Genomic DNA, 19,269 nt, shown 5'->3' on the forward strand with positions numbered 1-19,269 from the left:
CATCGGCGTCGACGGACCTGCGTTTCGTGATCGGAAGACGCTGTCGGGCGGTCGGATTCAGTGTCCGGCGGGGTAGCGGTGACGTCGTCGGGGGTGGTGTCGTTATCGGCCATGTCGCTTCCCATCTCTGTCGGCTGTGGTCACCTCAGAAGCTAGGCAGCGAACTTGAAGTGAGCCTGAAGAAACGGTCGGGAGCGTTTCTTCAGGCTGGTCTCAGAAACTCGGCGCTAACAATGAACCATGACCGATTACCGTCGCACCGCCCGCGCGGGCGCGGGTTCAGCAGCCCGAAAGGCCGACCAGTTCAGTGTCGGCGCGCCGCGGGTACTGGTGGTCGAAGACTCCGAGACGATCCGTGAAATGGTGTGCGAGGCGCTGGCCGACGCCGGCTATCTCGCCGAAGCCCGCTCGGACGGCGAGGGTTTGGAGGGCGTGCTCGACGGCTTTCGCCCCGACCTGGTGGTGCTTGACGTGATGCTGCCGGGCCGCCGCGACGGGTTCAGCCTGATCGACGTCGTAGTCGGCTGGGGCGATGTCGGGATCGTGATGATCACCGCCCGCGATGGGTTGCCGGACCGGTTGCGCGGGCTCGACGGCGGCGCCGACGACTACGTCGTCAAGCCGTTCGAGCTCGCCGAACTGGTATCGCGAGTTGGCGCGGTACTGCGCCGCCGCGGACGGCTGCCCGCGGTGGTGCAGGTGGGCGACCTGATGGTTGACGTCGACGCCGGGATCGCCGCCCGCGACGGCCAGCCGCTGGACCTCACGGCAACCGAGCTGCGCCTGCTGGCCTTCCTCGTCGAGCAGCGCGGCCGGATCGTCAGCGCGCGCCAGATCCTGACCGCGGTGTGGGGCTACGACGCCTACGACCCCAACCTCGTCCAGGTGCACATCAGCGGGCTGCGGCGCAAGCTCGAGGCCCATGGCCCCCGGATCCTGCACACCGTCCGGGGCATCGGCTACCGCCTGCAACCCCAGCGGTCATGACGTCTGCCACGACGCCGACCCCGTCGCTGCGGCGTCGAGTGACGCTGATCGTGGTCGGGTTAATGGCGCTGCTGTTGCTGCTGCTCGGGGTGGTGATCGACTTCAGCGTCGGCGTCCAGGCCCGCCGCAATCTGCATGACCGGCTGGTCGCTGCGACGTCGCGCGCCGATGTACTCGCCGCCGCCGGCACTCCGCCCGCTCAGCTGGCCGCCGAACTCAACGGGGGCACCGTGCGAGCGCTGGTCGTCACAGCAAACGGCGCCACGTACGGTGACCCCTCGATCAGCCCGGACATGACCGCCGGACCGGTGGCCCCACCGCCACCTCGGCCACCGCTGCCACCGCTGCTGGGTGCTGGCCCGCCGCCACCGCCCGCGCCACCCTGGGGTCCACCGCCTCCACCACCTCCGCGGCCACCGCCCCCGCCCGAGGCGACCGCCACCGCTGTCGTGCACCCGCTGCCCACCGGTGGACGAGTGATCCTCGTCGCCGACACCACGCAGAGCGTGCAGATGATCAGCCAGCTGCGCCGCCTGATGGTTGGCGCCGGTCTGGCCACCCTCAGCGTCGCGGCGTTACTGCTGATAGCGGCCAGCCGTGCGGCGTTGCTTCCCTTGGCGCGACTCACTCAGCTGGCCAAAGACACCACCATCGGTGATCGTGGCCGACGGCTGCGGCCGGACCGGCCCACCACCGAGTTAGGCCGCGCCGCAAGCGCTTTCGACGGCATGCTCGACGCGCTGGAAGCATCCGAACACCGCGCTCAGCGGGCGGCGGAGACCGCGCAGCGCGCCGAGACGGCGACCCGGCGATTCCTCGTGGACGCGGCGCACGAACTGCGCACCCCGATTGCCGGGATCCAGGCCGCCGCCGAACAACTCGCCAGCAACGCCAGCCAAGACGAGTCCGACCCCGCGGCACGGCGCCAGTACCGTCGAGCCAGCCTGCTGCTGTCCGACGCCCACCGCGCCGCACGGCTGGTCGCCGACATGCTCGACCTGAGTCGCATCGACGCCGGCCTACCGCTGGACCTGCAAGACACCGACCTGGGCGCGATCGCCGACGCCGAAGCCGACCGCGCGCGCATGCTGGCGCCGCAGCTGACCATCACGCGGGCGGGGCTCAGCGCGCTGCGTGTGCGCGCCGATCCGACGCGGGTGGCCCAGATCCTGTCCAACCTCTTGGACAACGCGCGGCGGCATACTCCGCCCGGTGGCCAGATCGGCATAGACCTGCAGCGACGCGACGGCGTCGCCGAGGTGACGGTCACCGACACCGGCCCAGGTATTCCTGAGGACGAACGCGAACGCATCTTCGAACGGCTGGTGCGCCTGGACACCGGGCGCGCCCGCGACCACGGCGGCGCGGGTCTCGGCTTATCGATCGCACGCGCCCTGGCCCGTGCCCACGGCGGCGACCTGACGTGCCTATCCCACCAGGGCGGTGCTCAGTTCCGGCTCACGATCCCGGCTGACCCGGCTGCTGCGTGACGCGGCCATTCTCCTCGGCGCCAGGATGCCGTCCCGCCCGTTGCGGCAGCACGATGATGAGCGCGACGATCAGGGCCGCAATCACCGCAGAAGCCAACGGGCGGCTCAGGTTCAGCCCGCCCTGGCTCACCGGCTTGTCGAGAAAATCGCCCAGAGTCGCACCGAGCGGCCGGGTCAAGATGAAGGCAATCCAGAACAGGGCCACGTGCGAGATGCTTGTCCAGTAATACAGCGCCGCGACCACGGCGAGCGCAGTAGCAAACACCAGCGCACCGCGTTCGTAACCAAGGTCGCGGGTGTCGGCCAGCCAATCGCCGAGGGCCGTGCCCAGCGTCTGCGAGAAAGTGATTGTCGCCCAATAGAAAGCCTCGACCTTCGGGGTCGAGACCGTCGTCACCGAAACCGTGCCCTCCGACCAGTACCAGAGCCCGAGGGTGACGAGCACACACAGCAAGAGCAGACTCGACCCGCCCGTGTAGCCGATCCCGAGCGAGCGATCAGCGAAGTCGGCCATCGCCGTGCCGAAGGTTGTCGAGGCGATGATCGTCGCCCAGTAGAGAAACGGCCGGAAGCTCTTGGCCCAGATCTGGGTCAGCACAAGCGCTACCAGCACGACCCCGAACAGCACGACGCCCGCGAGATACCCCCAATTCAGCGTCATCGTGACCGTGTCGCCGCCGGTCTCGCCGAGCGTCGTCGCCAGCACCTTGATGATCCAGAAGCCCAACGTGACTTCCGGCACCTTGCTCAACGCGAGTTTCGTCTGGTCAGTCATGGTGATCGCAGGTTAGTCAACTCCTGGTAGCCGGCTCGGCTGATTTCGGCGTGTGGGCCAACCGCCGCCGGTGGTGCTGCCGATGCTGGCGGATCTCGTAGACCAGTACGGCAAACCCGACGGCGCCCGTGCACAGCGACACCACGATTAGCAGCGGGCTGACGTGTCCGGTGAGCGCATCGCCGAGGATCACCACGGCAGCGGTCCCGGGGGTCGTGCCGACCAGCGTGGCCACCGTGTACGGCAACACGCGCACCGCCGAGGCGCCGGCCGCATAGTTGAGCACCGAGAACGGCACGGCTGGGATCAGCCGCAGGGAAAGGATCGTCGGCCAACCGCGGTCGCGCAGCCGCTCGTCGACGCTGTCGACCGCTCGATGGCGCACCAGACGGCTTAGCTGCCAACCCGCCACCCGGACCAGTACCAGCGCGATCACCGCACTGGCAGTGCTGGCCAGGACCGCCAGCACCACACCGAGCGCCGAGCCGAACAACAGGCCGGCGGCAAGCGTGAATGCGGTGCGTGGAAATGGCAGCACGGTGACGACGATGTGCGCGCCCAGGAAGGCGAGCGGAAACCACGGTCCCACCGATTTTGCCCAGTCGCGCAATTGCACCGCGGTGGGAATCGGGACCAGCAACGCCACCGCGATCAGCACCGCAATGGTCAACGCTGTCAGGATGATGCGCCGACGGGGCACTTGACGGGCCGTTGCGACCACCGCGGAAGCGACGCCACGGAAAGTGTCGGCTATCTTGCTCGCGGCGGGACCCGGCACGGTGTCTAAGGCTACGGGTGGTGAGTAAACAGTGCGTTTCCGGTGTCCGGCGTTTCGCCAGCACCGACCACACCTCGGCTTCTGAGCACCGATCGCGATCAATTAGCCTGGGTGTCAAGTGGCGAGCCCGGCGACGATGCGGGGCCGGGAACGGCCTGTGCAGGAGCCGGGCAAACCAGACTCTGCGACAACAGGAGCCGCCGGTGTCAGTCGATGCGTCGTCCGAGCCCGTCGATCTGGCGCAGGCACGTGCGCGGTGGCGCACAGCTGTCGCCGAGGTGGTGGCGAAGAGCACCCGGCGTGGCGCCGAGGAGCTCGGCGACGAACCGGAGCGGCTGCTGGAGACCCCTACGTACGAAGGGTTTCCGATCCGAGCCCTCTACACCGCATTGGACGCGCTGCCGGAGCGGCCGCTTCCCGGCGAGTTCCCGTTCGTGCGCGGCGCCAGCGCCCACCGCGACGTCAACGCCGGCTGGAAAGTTGCCGAGGTGTTCCCCAGCAATGCCAGTGAGGACAACGCGGCGCTACTGGCTGCCCTGAACGACGGCGTCAGCGCGCTGGTGTTGCGGGTCGGCGAATCCGGTGTGGCGCCGGCTCAGCTCGACCGGTTGCTGGCCGGTGTGCACTTAGCGCTCGTGCCAGTCATTCTCGACGCCGGCGCCGACTACCCAACCGCCGCTTACACCATGCTGGCTTTGGTGGCCGAGGTGGACGACCACAATCGGGCGATGCTGTCGGTCGATCTCGGCGCCGACCCGCTGACCGCGCCGCTCAGCGATCGCGCCGCCCCCTCGCTCGATGAGGTGGTCGCGGTCGCATCACGGGTTGCCGGGGCACACGGCGTGCGGGCGATCACGGTCGACGGCCCGGCGTTGCACAACCGCGGCGCCAGTGCCGCGTGGGAGCTCGGCGGCACTATCGCCGCCGCGGTGGCCTATCTTCGGGTGCTCGACGAGTCCGGGATATCCGCCGCAAATGCGTTGCAGCAGATTAGTTTTCGGTTTGCCGCCGACGACGACCAGTTCATGACGATCGCGAAGATGCGTGCGGCGCGCCAACTGTGGGCTCGGGTGGCCGAAGTGGTGGGCGAGCCCGACAGCGGCGCGGCGATCCTGCACGCCGAGACTTCGTGGGCGATGATGACCCAGCGTGACCCTTGGGTGAACATGCTGCGCACCACGGTGGCCGCATTCGGAGCCGGTGTCGGCGGCGCCGACACCGTGCGGGTGTTGCCGTTCGACGTCGCGATTCCCGGCGGCTATCCGGGCACACCGACGAGCTTCTCGCGCCGCATTGCCCGCAACACGCAGCTACTGCTGCTCGAGGAGTCGCATATCGGCCGAGTCCTCGACCCCGCGGGCGGGTCATGGTATGTCGAGGACCTCACCGAACAGCTAGCTCAGCAGGCCTGGAAGCATTTCCAGGACATCGAAGCCTGCGGCGGCTTCGTCGACGCCCGTGACTACGTGAGCGATCAGATCACCGAAGTCGCCGCCCGCCGCATCGACGACACTGCGCACCGCCGCAGGGCCATCACCGGCGTCAACGAATACCCGAACATCACCGAACCGCCACTGCCGCCAAGCGATTCGACTGCCGCGGTGCAACGCTACGCTGCCGAGTTCGAGGCGTTGAGAGACCGTTCCGACGCTTACCTGGAGCAGACCGGCTCACGCCCGCAGGTGCTGCTGTTGCCGCTGGGCCCGCTGGCAGAGCACAACGTCCGTGCCACGTTCGCGGCCAACCTGCTCGCCTCCGGCGGGATCGAGGCGATCAACCCGGGCCCGGTTGACGCCGCCGGTGTCGCACAGGCGGTCTCGACGGCCGGAACCACCACGGCCGCGGTGATCTGCGGCACCGACAAGCGCTACAACGACGAGGCCCCTGCCATGGTGGAGGCGGCACGCAGCGCCGGGATACAGCGCGTCTACCTCGCCGGGCCGAAAACAGCGCTACCAGACGCCGAACATCTGCCCGACGAGTATTTGACCGTCAAAATCAATGCGGTCGAAGCCTTGTCCAATCTGCTCACCCGACTGGGAGCCTAGGGTCGATGATATTCCAGGACGTCGCCGGTAAGCCGGCTCCGGAAACCGCTTCTATCCTCAGCAGTTTCGCTGATGTGCCGTTGCACGGCGACACCGCCGACGGCCAGGTCACCGAGGCTGCGGTCGAAAAGCACGTCGCCGCGGCGGCGTCGGCGCTTGGGTATACCCCCGATCAGCTCGAGTGGCACACACCGGAAGGCATTGTCGTCAAACGGGTCTACATCGGTGGTGACCGCAACGCCGCAGTCGAAGAGGGCTATCCGCTGCACAGCTTTCCGGGTGAGCCGCCTTTTGTCCGCGGCCCCTATCCGACGATGTATGTCAGCCAGCCGTGGACCATCCGGCAATACGCCGGATTTTCCACCGCAGCCGAATCCAACGCGTTCTACCGCCGCAACCTGGCCGCCGGGCAGAAAGGCCTCTCGGTGGCCTTCGACCTGGCTACCCACCGCGGCTACGACTCCGATCATCTGCGCGTGCAGGGCGACGTCGGAATGGCCGGAGTGGCAATCGATTCCATTCTCGACATGCGGCAACTGTTCGATGGGATCGACCTGTCGACGGTGAGCGTGTCGATGACCATGAACGGCGCGGTGCTGCCGATCCTGGCGCTGTATGTGGTGGCGGCCGAGGAGCAGGGCGTGCCGCCGGAAAAACTGGCCGGGACCATTCAGAACGACATCCTCAAAGAGTTCATGGTCCGCAACACCTACATCTATCCGCCCAAGCCGTCGATGCGGATCATCTCCGACATCTTCGCCTACACCAGCGCCAAGATGCCGAAGTTCAACTCGATCTCGATTTCCGGCTATCACATCCAAGAAGCCGGTGCCACAGCGGATTTGGAGCTTGCCTACACGCTGGCCGACGGCGTGGACTACATCAAGGCCGGCCTGGATGGCGGCTTGCATATCGACCAGTTCGCGCCGCGGCTGTCGTTCTTCTGGGGTATCGGCATGAACTTCTTCATGGAAGTCGCCAAGCTGCGCGCCGGGCGGCTGCTGTGGAATGAGCTGGTCGCCCAGTTCAACCCGAAGAACCCGAAATCGCTGTCGCTGCGCACCCATTCACAGACCTCGGGGTGGTCGCTGACCGCACAGGACCCGTTCAACAATGTCGCCCGCACGTGCATCGAGGCGATGGCCGCTACGCAGGGCCATACCCAGTCGCTGCACACCAACGCGCTCGACGAGGCGCTGGCGCTGCCCACCGACTTCTCCGCACGCATCGCGCGCAACACCCAGTTGCTGTTACAGCAGGAATCCGGCACCACTCGGCCGATCGACCCATGGGCCGGCTCCTATTACGTGGAATGGCTGACCCATCGACTCGCCCAATGCGCGCGCGCACACCTGCGCGAGGTCGCCGAGCACGGCGGGATGGCTCAGGCCATCACCGACGGTATCCCGAAGCTGCGCATCGAAGAGGCCGCGGCGCGCACCCAGGCGCGCATCGACTCCGGACGGCAACCGGTGATCGGGGTCAACAAGTACCAAGTCGACGAGGACCACCAAATCGAGGTGCTCAAGATCGACAACACCCGGGTGCGGGCCGAGCAACTGGCCAAACTCCAAGAGCTGCGCGCCAATCGGGACTCCGACGAGGTCGAGAAGGCGTTAGCGGAGCTGACGCGCGCCGCTGGCTCGCACGGCAGAGCCGGCGAAGACGGGCTCGGCAACAACCTGCTGGCGCTGGCGATCAACGCGGCGCGGGCCAAAGCGACGGTGGGGGAGATCTCCGACGCGCTAGAAAAGGTGTACGGACGCCACCAGGCCGAAATCCGTACCATCGCCGGGGTCTATCGTGATGAAGCCGGAAAGGTGAACAGCATCGCCAAAGCCAGTGAGCTCGTCGAGAAATTCGCCGAGGCCGAAGGGCGCCGGCCGCGGATTCTCGTGGCCAAGATGGGTCAAGACGGCCATGACCGTGGCCAGAAGGTGATCGCAACGGCGTTCGCCGACATCGGGTTCGACGTCGACGTCGGATCGCTGTTCTCCACACCGGAAGAGGTGGCTCGTCAGGCCGCCGACAACGACGTGCACGTGATCGGAGTGTCTTCGCTCGCCGCCGGTCATTTGACCCTCGTGCCAGCACTGCGCGACGCGCTGGCCGAGGCGGGCCGGCCCGACATCATGATCGTCGTGGGCGGAGTGATCCCGCCCGGTGACTTCGACGAACTCTACGCCTGCGGGGCCACCGCGATCTTCCCGCCGGGAACGGTGATCGCCGACGCCGCAATCGACTTGCTGCACAAGCTCGCCGAGCGGCTGGGGTACACGCTGACCTAGATGGCACCTGAAGACATCGTCGACGAGCTCGCGGAGGCTGTGCGCAGCGGCGACCGCGCGGCCCTGCCACGGGCCATCACCTTGGTGGAATCCGCCCGCGCCGACCACCGCGAACAAGCCCAGCAGCTGTTGCTGGCGCTGATGCCTGCGGCCGGAAGCGCCCACCACGTCGGCATCACCGGCGTTCCCGGAGTAGGCAAGTCGACCGCCATCGAAGCGCTCGGCATGATGCTGATCGAGCAAGGCCATCGGGTAGCTGTGCTGGCCGTCGACCCATCCTCGACGCGAACCGGGGGATCGATTCTCGGCGACAAAACCCGGATGCCGCGGCTAGCAACGCATCCCGACGCCTATATCCGTCCATCCCCGACTTCCGGCACGCTGGGCGGAGTCGCCAAGGCCACCCGGGAAACCATCGTGCTGCTCGAGGCCGCGGGCTTCGACGTAATCCTGGTCGAGACCGTCGGCGTCGGTCAGTCAGAAGTGGCGGTTTCAAACATGGTCGACACCTTCGTTTTTTTGACCCTGGCTCGCACGGGTGACCAGTTGCAGGGCATCAAGAAAGGCGTGCTGGAGCTGGCCGACATCGTGGTGGTGAACAAGGCCGACGGTGATCATCTGGCCGATGCGCGGATCGCGGCTCGAGAGCTGTCGTCGGCGATCCGGTTGATCTATCCGCGCGACACACTCTGGCGTCCCCCCGTTTTGACCATGAGCGCCCTCGAGGGCAATGGACTCACCGAGTTGTGGGAGACCGTCGAGCGTCATCGCCAGGTGCTCAAAGAGGCCGGGGAGTTCGACGCACGGCGCCGCGCGCAGCAGGTCGACTGGACCTGGCAGATGGTGCGCGACACCGTGCTCGAGCGGCTGCTGTCCAATCCCGAGGTCCGCAAGATCCGCGCTGACGTCGAGCGACAGGTGTTAGCAGGCGAATTGACGCCGGCAATGGCCGCTCAGCAAATACTTAAGGTTGCATCAGCCTAACGGAAAGGTAAATTCAGGATTGTTTGCCAACCAGGTGGGTAAATTCGATGCTGTGAGGCAAGAAACCCGTGATTACCCTGGCGCAGCGTTGCCGCGCGGTGTTCACGGTGCAGCGGATCGGCACTTTGCCTGTGCGGTTCGCAGCTTCGCGAGCATATTCCCGTCGCGACGATTCGGCGGCGGGGCGCTGGCAGTATATGTCGACGGCGAACCCGTCGTCGACGTGTGGACGGGCTGGGCCGACCGCGCTGGTCAGGTGCGGTGGTCGGCCGATACCGGTGCCATGGTGTTCTCGGCGACCAAGGGCATGGCTTCCACCGTTATCCACCGGCTAGCAGACCGCGGGTTGATCGACTACGACGCACCCGTTGCCGAGTACTGGCCGGAGTTCGGCGCGAACGGCAAAGACACGATCACCGTTCGCCAGGTGATGCGGCATCGGGCCGGACTCTCGCACCTGCACGGCGCCACGAAGGAAGATTTGCTGGACCACCGGCGGATGGAGCAGCGGATTGCGGCGGCCGCGCCAGGAACCCTGTTGGGCAAGCCCGCCTACCACGCGCTGACCTACGGCTGGCTGATGTCGGGGCTGGCGCGGGCCGTCACCGGCAAGGGGATGCGGGATTTGATCCGGGAGGAACTCGCCGAGCCGCTGGACACCGACGGATTGCATCTGGGCCGCCCGCCGCTTGAGTCGCCGACGAAGGTGGCGCAGATCATCATGCCGCAGAGCACCATTTCCAACCCGGTCTTCAACCGTGTGGCACCACGGATCGCGGCACTGGAGCTATCGGCCGGCTTCGGCTCGATGTACTTTCCTGGGATGAGAGCCGTTGTGCAGGGCGAGATTCCGCTGCTCGACGCCGAGATTCCCTCGGCGAATGGGGTCGCGACCGCGCGCAGCCTGGCCCGAATGTACGGCGCGATTGCGAACGGGGGCGAGATCGACGGCACCCGGTTCCTGTCGCGGGAGCTGGTGGCCCGTCTGACCGGACGGCGCAGCCTGCGGCCGGATCGGAACCTTTTAGTGCCCTTGGCCTTTCACATGGGCTATCACCGTGTGCCGTTCAACGCGATGCCCGGCTTTGGTCACGCGGGGTTGGGCGGCTCGCTGGGGTGGGCGGACCCGGCGAGCGGCGTGGCGTTCGCGTTCGTGCACAACCGGCTGCTGTCGCCGTTCGTCGTGGTGGACCATGCCGGATTCGTCGCGATGAGCACCATGCTTCGACGCGGCGCATCGCTGACACGTCGACACGGATTTCACCGGGTGCCCGATTTGGGCGCCCCGTTTCCCCAGCCGGGAGCCGTCGCCGGCTAACCCACCGCCGCGTCGGGGTGCTGGCTACGCGGCGTGAGATGAGTCGGGCACTCCCGCCGAATCGGCTCAGTAGTTGTTGCAGGTTTGGGCGACCTGCTCAATGGTTCCGTAGTACTGCGCACCCGCTGGGCTGGCCTGCAACTGCTGGAGCATCTGCTGGCGCTGAGGCGGCGGTGCGGCGAGGAATCTCCGGAGCGCCGACTGCGCCATCGGCGATTGGTTGAATTGCGCGGCAGCAGCCGGATCTTGCGCGTTGAGCGCTGAGATCACCTGAGGGTAGGTACAGGTCGTGTTGACCGCTGGATCATCCGGTTGCGCAGACGCGAGCCCGGCCCCAGCAGACAACGCCAATGCCGCACCACCCACCGCGACAGCCAGTCTCGTCAACGACAATGTGACCATTTACGAACACCTTTCAACGAATTCATCGCCGGACGTTTTGACGGCAACCATATCAGCTTAGCGGCTGACTGCCTTTGGCGAAGTCCAGAGCAGCTGTGCGGTATCTAAGAAGTTTCGTTGCATTAGACACCGGAAATATGCGGAATCAGCCGGTACAATTAGCGCCCGCGCCTGCTCTGTCCCCGGCAAAGCCGTCGCGGTGTTCACTAGCAGCTAAATCGGCGAGCAGTAAATGTGGTTATGAATGCACCCCGCGCAAGTGGGCACGGCTATATCCGACGGGTCGGCGCGGCGATTGACTCGTCCGCAAATACGTCCGTAAGGTGCGCGTATGTCGCGCGACGCGATGGCGCGGGCGTTGGTGCTGGAGGCGCCGCGCCGCCTGGTGAGCCGCGAATTTCCAGTTCCGGAGGTAGCCGACGACGATGCCCTGGTGCGGGTGGCGGCCTGCGGGCTGTGCGGCACCGACCACGAAGAGTACACCGGAGATCTGGCCGGGGGCTTCGCATTTATTCCCGGTCACGAAACCGTCGGCATAATCGAGGCCATCGGGCCGCAGGCAGCGCAGCGTTGGGGGGTGGCCGCCGGCGACAGAATTGCTGTCGAAGTCTTCCAATCGTGCCGACGGTGTGTGAATTGCCTTGCCGGACAGTATCGGCGTTGTGACCGTCACGGGCTGGCGGACATGTACGGATTCATTCCCGTCGATCGGGCGCCGAGTTTGTGGGGTGGCTACGCCGAATACCAATACCTGTCGCCCGATTCGATGGTGCTGCCGGTGCCGGCCGACCTCGATCCGGTCGTGGCGACGTTGTTCAATCCGCTGGGGGCCGGAATACGCTGGGGTGCAACGCTTCCCGAGACCGGTCCGGGCGACGTCGTCGCGGTGCTTGGTCCGGGGATTCGCGGGTTGTGCGCGGCCGCGGCGGCGAAAGAGGCCGGCGCGGGATTTGTGATGGTGACCGGGCTGGGGCCCCGCGACGCCGATCGGTTGGCGCTTGCCGCGAGGTTCGGTGCCGACCTCGCTGTCGACGTGGCCGTTGACGATCCCGTCGCCGCCTTGATGAATGCGTGTGGCGGGCTGGCCGATGTCGTCGTCGACGTCACCGCCAGGGCGCCTGCGGCGTTCGCGCAAGCGATCGCACTGGCCCGTCCCGCCGCCACCGTCGTAGTAGCCGGTACTCGAGGCTTCGGCAGCGGCGCCCCGGGGTTTTCGCCGGACATGCTGGTGGCCAAGGAACTACGGATCCTTGGCGCGCTGGGGGTCGATGTCGCCGCGTACCGGGCGGCGCTGCAGCTGCTGGCGTCGGGCCGCTACCCGTTCGAGAGCCTGCCGCGTCGCTGCGCCGGGCTCGACGACGTGGAAGATCTAGTTGCCACGATGGCCGGTGAGCGTGCCGGCGTACCGCCCGTGCATGGAGTCGTCACGCCATGACCGACGCTCGGGTGCCACCTTTGCCGGTCGACGAGGCAAAGGCCGCCGCCGACGAAGCGGGTGTCCCGAACTATATGGCCGACCTGGCCATCTTTCAGGTGCTGTTGAACCACCCGCTGCTGGCCCGCGCGATCAACGACTTGCTCGCCAGCATGCTGTGGCACGGCTCCCTCGATTCGCGGCTGCGCGAACTGGTGATCATGCGCATCGGCTGGCTCACCGCATCGGATTACGAGTGGACGCAGCATTGGCGCGTCGCTCAGGGTCTCGGCGTCTCAGCTGAGGACCTGCTTGCGGTGCGGGACTGGCGCGGCTACGACGGGTTCGGGCCGGTCGAGCGCGCGGTGCTGACGGCCACCGACGACGTCGTGCGCGACGGCGCGGTGAGCGCCGAGAGTTGGGCCGCCTGCGAACGCGAACTCGACGCCGACCCAGCCGTGCTCATCGAACTCGTCACCGCGATCGCGGCCTGGCGGATGATCGCCACGGTTGTCCGCAGCCTGGACGTTCCGCTGGAAGACGGCGTCGCCAGCTGGCCGCCGGACGGGCAGGCCCCGTAGTGCGCCGAGTGGCCACTTAATACACGTGCCCGGCGCAAGAAAGCGTGTCATAAGTAGCCACTCGGCGTCGAAGAGCTCACACGATGCGGTAGGTCTGCACGGCGTGGGCGACGACGTTGCCGTCGGCGTCGGTGGCAGTGATCTCGGTGAAGGTCAGCTCCTTGCGCCGCCGGGCAGTGCGGGCGTGACAGAGCAGGTCGCAGCGCTTGGCGGCGCCGGTGTACTGGATGCTCATCGCGACAGTGGACGCGCGCATCCCCTTGTCGAAGTCGTGGTTGGACCAGGCCGCCGCGGCACCGGCAGTGTCCATCACCGACGCGATCACCCCGCCGTGAAAGTAGGTGCCGTCGTTGGTCAGGTCTTCCCGGAACGGCAACCGGATGGTGACGTCGTCGGGCTCGTAGCGCTCGAACGCGATACCCAGTCCGGCCAGGAACGGCGTCGTCAGCATCAGCTCCCGCACCGCCTGGCGGTGCTTGCGCTGCTCGTGCTCACTCAGGCCCATGGCCGCACCCTATCGAACCTGATTGACACGTCAATCAATAACTCGGTAGCGTCGTCGTCTGTGCGAACCAGGGTTGCCGAGCTACTCGGCGTGGAGTTTCCGATCTGCGCGTTCAGCCACTGCCGCGACGTGGTGGCCGCCGTGACCAACGCGGGCGGTTTCGGCATCCTCGGCGCCGTCGCACACAGCCCGCAGCGGCTGGAAACCGAGCTGACGTGGATCGAGGAGCAGACCGGCGGCAAGCCGTACGGCGTGGACCTGCTGCTGCCGCCCAAATACGTGGGCGCGGAATCCGGCGGGATCGACGCCGCGCAGGTGCGTGCGCTGCTGCCGGACGAACATCGCGAGTTTCTCGACGACCTTCTTCACCGCTACGGAATCCACAGTGCGCCAGGGTCTTTGCCGCCCACTGCGGGGCTCAACGTGTCGCCCAAGGGCTATCAGCCGCTGCTGGACGTCGCGTTCGCCCACGACATTCGGTTGATCGCCAGCGCGCTGGGCCCGCCACCACCCGACCTGGTCACCCGTGCCCACGACAACGACGTCCTGGTGGCCGCATTGGCCGGCACCAAACAACACGCGCTGCGCCACGCCGCGGCGGGCGTCGACCTTATCGTTGCTCAGGGCACCGAGGCCGGCGGCCACACCGGCGAGGTGGCGACGATGGTGCTGGTGCCCGAGGTGGTCGACGCGGTGTCGCCGACGCCGGTTCTGGCTGCCGGCGGGATCGCCCGCGGCCGCCAGATCGCCGCCGCGCTGGCGCTGGGCGCCGAAGGCGTGTGGTGCGGGTCGGTGTGGTTGACCACCGACGAAGCCGAGACGCCCGCAGTGGTGAAGGACAAGTTCCTGGCCGCCTCGTCGTCGGACACTGTGCGGTCGCGGTCGCTGACCGGTAAACCCGCCCGCATGCTGCGCACCGCCTGGACCGACGAATGGGAGCGGCCCGGAAGTCCGGCGCCGCTGGGCATGCCGCTGCAAAGCGCGCTGGTCGCCGACCCGCAGCTGCGGATCAACCAGGCCGCGAGCCAGCCCGACGCCAAAGCCCGTGAGCTGGCGACCTACTTCGTCGGCCAGGTGGTCGGCTCGCTGGACAAAGTACGGTCTGCTCGGTCAGTGGTGCTCGACATGGTCTCTGAGTTCATCGACGCAGTTGGCCAGCTCGAGCAGCTGGTCGAGCGGTGAGTACGGCAACCCGACGCCGGCGCGCGGTCAGCGACGAAGACAAGTCCGCCCGCCGCGACCAGATCATGGCCGCGGCCAAAAAAGTGTTCGCCCGCAAGGGTTTTCACGCCACGACGATCGCCGACATCGCGAAAGAGGCCGGGCTGGCCTACGGATCGATCTACTGGTACTTCGACTCCAAAGACGAGTTGTTCCACGCCTTGATGGCCGTCGAGGAGCAGGCTTTGCGCGCACATGTCGCGGCCGCGGTCACTGCCTTCGCCGGGGCCGGCCTCGACGCGTCGTTTCGCCCGGCCGTGCAGGCGACGTTCGAGTTCTTCGAGGCCGACAAAGCCACCGTCAAGCTGCTGTTCCGCGACGCGTACGCGCTGGGCGACCGCTTCGAAAAACACCTCGGCGGCATCTACGAGCGGTTCATCGACGACATCGAAACGTTCATCGCCACAGCCCAGGAGCGCGGCGAGGTGATCACGGCCCCACCGCGGATGGTGGCCTACACCCTCGCAGCGCTGATCGGTCAGCTGGCGCACCGGCGCCTTTCCACCGACGACGGTGTCAGCGCCGCCGAAGTCGCCGACTTCGTGGTATCGCTCGTCCTCGACGGCCTGCGGCCTCGGGAATTTAGCGCGATTACTCCTCCTGCCGCTGCGCGGCGCCCGTCGTTGTCCGACGGCGATGCCTGACCTCAGATTCGCCGTCATCGGCGCCGGGATGGCCGGCGTGCTGTCCGCCGTCAAGCTGCGCCAAGCGGGTTTCACCGACATCACGGTGTACGAAAAGGCCGACCGGCTCGGCGGCACCTGGCGGGAGAACACCTATCCGGGCATCGCCTGCGATGTGCCCTCGCACCTCTACACCTATACCTTCGCGCCGAACCCCGAATGGAGCCATGCGTTCGCGCCCGGGCCGGAGATCCTCGCCTATTTCGAGAGCGTCGCGCGCCACCACGCCGTCGACGAGCTGATCCGCTTCGGCCGCGAAATCCGCCGCCTGGAATACATCGGAAACCGTTGGCGCATCACGACTTCCACCGGTGAGCGCGACGAGGCCGACGTTGTCATCGCCGCCACCGGGGTGCTGCACCACCCGCGCTATCCCGACATCGAGGGGCTCGGGTCGCGCAGGCGACCTCGCGTGTTCCACAGCTCGCGGTGGGATCACAGCGTGCCACTGGCTGGTGCGCGGCTCGGCGTGGTTGGCACCGGCTCATCCGCGGTGCAGATCGTCGGCGCCGTCACCGACACCGTGGCCGAGCTGCGCCTCTTCCAGCGCACCCCGCAATGGATCCTGCCGGTACAGAATCCGCCCATCGACGAGGCGGAGCGGGCCCGCTACCGCGCCAACCCGTCGCTGCTGAGCAAGCTGCGTGCCGAGCTGAACGCCGGCTTTGTCCAAAGTTTCGCCAACGCGGTCGTCGACGCAGACTCGCCCGCGCTCATGCAGCTGCAACAGGCAGCTTGCGCCAACCTCGAGGACAATGTGGCCGATCCCGTGCTGCGGGAGAAGTTGCGGCCCGACTACCGGGCCGGGTGTAAGCGGCTGATCATCTCGCCGAACTTCTACGAAGCCATTCAGCGGCCCAACGCCCGCCTGGTCACCGAGCCCATTGCCCGGGTCGAGCCGGATGGCGTCCGGACCCTCGACGGTGAACTGCACCGGCTTGACGTGCTCGTGCTGGCCACCGGGTTCCGGGTCGACCGCTTCCTGCGGCCGATCGACGTGGTGGGCCGCGACGGCGTGCGCCTCGACGACGTATGGGCGCAGCGGCCGTACGCGTACTTGTCGGTGTCGGTTCCGGGCTTTCCCAACCTGTTCATGCTCAACGGCCCCAACGGGCCGGTCGGCAATTTCTCGCTGATCGACGTCGCCGAGGCGCAGTTCGCCTACCTCATGCAGCTCATCGAGCTACTGGCCGACGGCCGATACCGTGCGATCAGCGCCAAACGCGCGGTCACGACCCGCTTCGAGGCCGCGCGAGCCGAGGCCGCCAAGAAGACGGTGTGGGTGACTGGTTGCCGAAGTTGGTATCTCGACGACCGCGGATTACCCGCGGTGTGGCCGTGGAGTTTCACCCGGTTCCAGGACGTCATGACACGCCCTGACCTGCGAGATTATGAGCTCGCGTGACACGTGTTCAGGTGTCGTTAACGTAAAGATACCGTCAATTCGCTGACACGCCGGTCGGGATTAAATTGACCTAATCAAGATGTTCCTGCATCATCGGATGTAAGCACCTCGTTAGGTGAGGCGGCTACACGGACATAGGCCACTGACCCTGAACGTCGAGAGACGCCCCGGGTCAGGACAGCTCTTCCCGGCTTAAGGGTTGAGCCCAAGTGGCTTCCGGGATACCGGACACGCCGTGTGGTGTCGAAGCTCTAGCGAGTGGGGTGCGGTCACCGACATTCGTCGGGCTGTACTCCTGCAGTGCACGTGGATGTTGTGCGGCTATCCGCACCTGGCGTTGCCGTGAGGAGGTGAGGGACGAATGAGTTCCAGTGAGAGTCCGGACCGATATCCGGGTCCTGTTTCGTCCCGAACCGGTCCCCGGCACGCCGCCTCCAGCTGAATCGGCTCGACGCGCGCGTTGCCTAAGAGCAGGGAACTGCTCGGAACCAGCGGGACGGAACATCAAGTCCCAACAAAAACCGCTTGATTTCCGTCTAGGAGGCAACCATGACCGCTGTTCTGTACGACGAGGTGGTGACCACCGCACCCGCCCCCCGGCTGACGGCGGCGCCGAAGCTGACCGTAGCGCCGGCGCCGGCGGACACCGCGGCGAAGAAGGTGGCGCGCGACGTCAAGTCCGACCCCTTCGGCCAGGGAGACCCGTTGGTCACCGGGGCTGCTCGTTTGCTGAGCATTCCGCTGCGTCACCTGTACGCGGCGCTGTGGCGAGTGGGACTGCTCGAGGTGGCGTAGTCCGATGACCGCCGAGCGATCCTTCTCCCCAAGCCGCTAGTTGCCAGGTCGCTGACTCTTTGGGTCGAGCGCCTGGCAACTCGCATTTTGGCTTCATTGCTTTTGAGCAGCTAGGACGCGACGCGCCGGTCATCATTGGTTGCCTCCATGATCGGCGTGTCGCGTTCTAGGCAGAAGAACGGTTTATCAGCGCGGTCAAGCCTTGGCGGTAAGCGGCCAAGCTATGGCGCCAGACGACGTCGATCGCGCCGCCGCTGTCGACATCGATCTCAGCGCCGACATGCACATACGGGGACGGCGGCACGTGCGGCACGATGTCGAGGAAGTTGACCACTCGAAAACAGCTTTCGATGGCGGCGTTAAATGCGGCCGCGAAGTCGTTGAACCCGACGCGAGGCCCGGCGAAGGTGATCAGCCGCGGCTCGATGGTGTTCGGCGGCATCTTGCGGAAGATATCCGGGGCGGCGAGCACGCTCAGCGCGGCGCCCAGGCTGTGTCCGGTGATCAGGATCTGATCGCAGTCGGCGGTTGCGGTCGCTAAGTTCGCGGCGATGCTGTCGCGGACGAGTTCGTAGACGTCTAAAAAGCCGGCTGCCACTTCTCCGAATCCGGCGATCGGCGCGTATCCGGTGGGGACGGCGTCGAAGTCGGCGAGCCAGTCGGCCAGGTCCGCGCTGCCGCGAAACGATACGAATGCGGTGTGAGTGGCGGCGTTGTGGCCCATCAGACCAAAGATGGTGTTGTCCTTCGTCATCGCCACCACCGCAGGATGTGGGTCGGTCATCGCGGTGAGTAAGGCACCGTCGGCTCGGATCAGTGCTGTCTGCACGAACCCGGTTGGCAGGGCGGGGGAACTTCCGTCCATCACGCTGTAGGCGGCCAGCGCCAACGGTAAGGCCACGTCCCGAGCGAACACTGCGTTGAATGCCACGCGCCGCAGTGTAAGAGGTGGCCCGCTGGAATCGCCGCAATACGCCCGGTTTTCGCAGTAGCGTTGAGTACCACCATGGCGACCGATCTGACGCTCTATCTCGACGACGAGCCCGGTGAGCTGGCCCGGGTCGGCGACGTGCTGGGCAAGGCGGGCGTCAACATCGCCGGCCTGTGCGCGCTGAGCAGCGGGGGCGGGCAGTCCGAGGTGCACATCCTGGTCTACGACGCCACGCCCGCGTTTGAAGCGTTGCACGACGCCGGAATCAAAATCGCCGAAGAGCAGGAAGTCATCGTTCTCGACATACAAGACCGTCCGGGTGCGCTTGCCGAGGCGATCCACAAGCTCGGCACTGCGAAGGTCAACTTGGAAACGGCCTACCTGGCCACCGAGACCCGCTTGGTGCTCGGCGCGGACAACCTGGCCGATGCGAAGGCGGCACTGGGCTGAGTGCCGATTTGGCGCCGTCCGTAGAATTGTCCCAACGGCATCGATCCGGCCATCACCGGGGAGCCTTCGGAAGAACAGCCAACCAGGCTCAGTAGAACCGAACGGGTAGGCCCGTCACAGCCGTCATCGAGCGGTCGCGCGCCAGCGCGGCAAGCGGGGTGGTACCGCGGCGCTCGCGCATCATGCGCGGCGTCGTCCCCGGCCTGACAATGGC

General features: G+C 66.6%; 18 protein-coding genes and 1 riboswitch. Of the genes, 13 read left to right on the top strand and 5 right to left on the bottom strand.

What is annotated here, in order from left to right:
• Positions 1-240 precede the first annotated feature (240 nt).
• A complete protein-coding gene (locus G6N15_RS18750; protein WP_083090139.1) occupies positions 241-987 on the top strand; it encodes a response regulator transcription factor in 747 nt (248 codons plus the stop codon).
• Positions 984-2,477 carry a sensor histidine kinase gene (locus G6N15_RS18755; protein WP_163748149.1) on the top strand — a complete coding sequence of 498 codons (1,494 nt, stop codon included), beginning with the start codon at positions 984-986 and terminating at the stop codon, positions 2,475-2,477. Before G6N15_RS18750 ends, G6N15_RS18755 begins: the two co-directional genes overlap by 4 nt.
• Here the strand turns inward: G6N15_RS18755 and G6N15_RS18760 are convergent.
• On the bottom strand, positions 2,446-3,252 hold the full coding sequence (locus G6N15_RS18760) for a COG4705 family protein (protein WP_083088988.1): 807 nt from the start codon (positions 3,250-3,252) through the stop codon (positions 2,446-2,448). The genes G6N15_RS18755 and G6N15_RS18760 overlap by 32 nt on opposite strands.
• 16 nt (positions 3,253-3,268) lie before the next feature.
• Entirely contained in the window at positions 3,269-4,030 is a 762-nt protein-coding gene (locus G6N15_RS18765; protein WP_139797938.1) for a TVP38/TMEM64 family protein, read from the bottom strand.
• Positions 4,031-4,233: 203 nt separating this feature from the next.
• Here G6N15_RS18765 and mutA point away from each other — a divergent pair, with 203 nt between their 5' ends.
• The 4 genes from mutA to lipL are packed head-to-tail and all read left to right on the top strand — an operon-like array spanning position 4,234 to position 10,668.
• Complete coding sequence (mutA, locus tag G6N15_RS18770; RefSeq protein WP_083088989.1) at positions 4,234-6,078, top strand: methylmalonyl-CoA mutase small subunit; 1,845 nt, start codon at positions 4,234-4,236, stop codon at positions 6,076-6,078.
• A gap of 5 nt (positions 6,079-6,083) precedes the next feature.
• Positions 6,084-8,366 carry a methylmalonyl-CoA mutase gene (gene scpA / locus G6N15_RS18775; RefSeq protein WP_083088990.1) on the top strand — a complete coding sequence of 761 codons (2,283 nt, stop codon included), beginning with the start codon at positions 6,084-6,086 and terminating at the stop codon, positions 8,364-8,366.
• Positions 8,367-9,350, top strand: coding sequence for a methylmalonyl Co-A mutase-associated GTPase MeaB (meaB, locus tag G6N15_RS18780; protein ID WP_083088991.1), 984 nt, complete (start codon positions 8,367-8,369; stop codon positions 9,348-9,350).
• 52 nt (positions 9,351-9,402) lie between these two features.
• Positions 9,403-10,668, top strand: coding sequence for an esterase/beta-lactamase LipL (gene lipL, locus G6N15_RS18785; RefSeq protein WP_083088992.1), 1,266 nt, complete (start codon positions 9,403-9,405; stop codon positions 10,666-10,668).
• 66 nt (positions 10,669-10,734) lie between these two features.
• Here lipL and G6N15_RS18790 read toward each other — a convergent pair whose 3' ends face one another.
• Positions 10,735-11,070, bottom strand: a complete 336-nt coding sequence (locus tag G6N15_RS18790) for a hemophore-related protein (protein ID WP_083088993.1) — start codon at positions 11,068-11,070, stop codon at positions 10,735-10,737.
• A 331-nt stretch (positions 11,071-11,401) separates the two neighbouring features.
• On the opposite strand from G6N15_RS18790, the gene G6N15_RS18795 reads away from it, so the two are divergent.
• Both G6N15_RS18795 and G6N15_RS18800 read left to right on the top strand, forming a co-directional pair.
• On the top strand, positions 11,402-12,505 hold the full coding sequence (locus tag G6N15_RS18795) for a zinc-dependent alcohol dehydrogenase (protein WP_083088994.1): 1,104 nt from the start codon (positions 11,402-11,404) through the stop codon (positions 12,503-12,505).
• Positions 12,502-13,065, top strand: a complete 564-nt coding sequence (locus G6N15_RS18800; RefSeq protein WP_083088995.1) for a carboxymuconolactone decarboxylase family protein — start codon at positions 12,502-12,504, stop codon at positions 13,063-13,065. The genes G6N15_RS18795 and G6N15_RS18800 overlap by 4 nt, the downstream gene beginning before the upstream one ends.
• Before the next feature lie 76 nt (positions 13,066-13,141).
• On the opposite strand, the gene G6N15_RS18805 is transcribed toward G6N15_RS18800, so the two are convergent.
• The gene (locus G6N15_RS18805; RefSeq protein ID WP_083088996.1) at positions 13,142-13,570 is read right to left on the bottom strand and encodes a PaaI family thioesterase; all 429 of its coding nucleotides are present in this window, start codon (positions 13,568-13,570) and stop codon (positions 13,142-13,144) included.
• Between the two features lie 60 nt (positions 13,571-13,630).
• On the opposite strand from G6N15_RS18805, the gene G6N15_RS18810 reads away from it, so the two are divergent.
• The 4 genes from G6N15_RS18810 (at position 13,631) to G6N15_RS18825 (ending at position 17,674) form a co-directional block, all read left to right on the top strand.
• On the top strand, positions 13,631-14,752 hold the full coding sequence (locus tag G6N15_RS18810) for an NAD(P)H-dependent flavin oxidoreductase (protein WP_083089012.1): 1,122 nt from the start codon (positions 13,631-13,633) through the stop codon (positions 14,750-14,752).
• Complete coding sequence (locus tag G6N15_RS18815; protein WP_139797939.1) at positions 14,749-15,435, top strand: TetR/AcrR family transcriptional regulator; 687 nt, start codon at positions 14,749-14,751, stop codon at positions 15,433-15,435. Before G6N15_RS18810 ends, G6N15_RS18815 begins: the two co-directional genes overlap by 4 nt.
• Positions 15,428-16,879, top strand: a complete 1,452-nt coding sequence (locus G6N15_RS18820; protein WP_083088997.1) for a flavin-containing monooxygenase — start codon at positions 15,428-15,430, stop codon at positions 16,877-16,879. The genes G6N15_RS18815 and G6N15_RS18820 overlap by 8 nt, the downstream gene beginning before the upstream one ends.
• Before the next feature lie 100 nt (positions 16,880-16,979).
• A riboswitch (M-box (ykoK) riboswitch) is annotated at positions 16,980-17,149 on the top strand.
• 279 nt (positions 17,150-17,428) lie between these two features.
• Positions 17,429-17,674 carry an Rv1535 family protein gene (locus G6N15_RS18825; RefSeq protein WP_083088998.1) on the top strand — a complete coding sequence of 82 codons (246 nt, stop codon included), beginning with the start codon at positions 17,429-17,431 and terminating at the stop codon, positions 17,672-17,674.
• Between the two features lie 166 nt (positions 17,675-17,840).
• Here G6N15_RS18825 and G6N15_RS18830 read toward each other — a convergent pair whose 3' ends face one another.
• Complete coding sequence (locus G6N15_RS18830) at positions 17,841-18,605, bottom strand: lipase family protein (protein ID WP_083088999.1); 765 nt, start codon at positions 18,603-18,605, stop codon at positions 17,841-17,843.
• A 75-nt stretch (positions 18,606-18,680) separates the two neighbouring features.
• Between G6N15_RS18830 and G6N15_RS18835 the strand changes: the two genes are divergently transcribed.
• Positions 18,681-19,055, top strand: coding sequence for an amino acid-binding protein (locus G6N15_RS18835; protein ID WP_083089000.1), 375 nt, complete (start codon positions 18,681-18,683; stop codon positions 19,053-19,055).
• Positions 19,056-19,269 lie beyond the last annotated feature (214 nt).

The organism is Mycobacterium noviomagense, assembly GCF_010731635.1.
Classification (GTDB): Bacteria; Actinomycetota; Actinomycetes; order Mycobacteriales; family Mycobacteriaceae; genus Mycobacterium; species Mycobacterium noviomagense.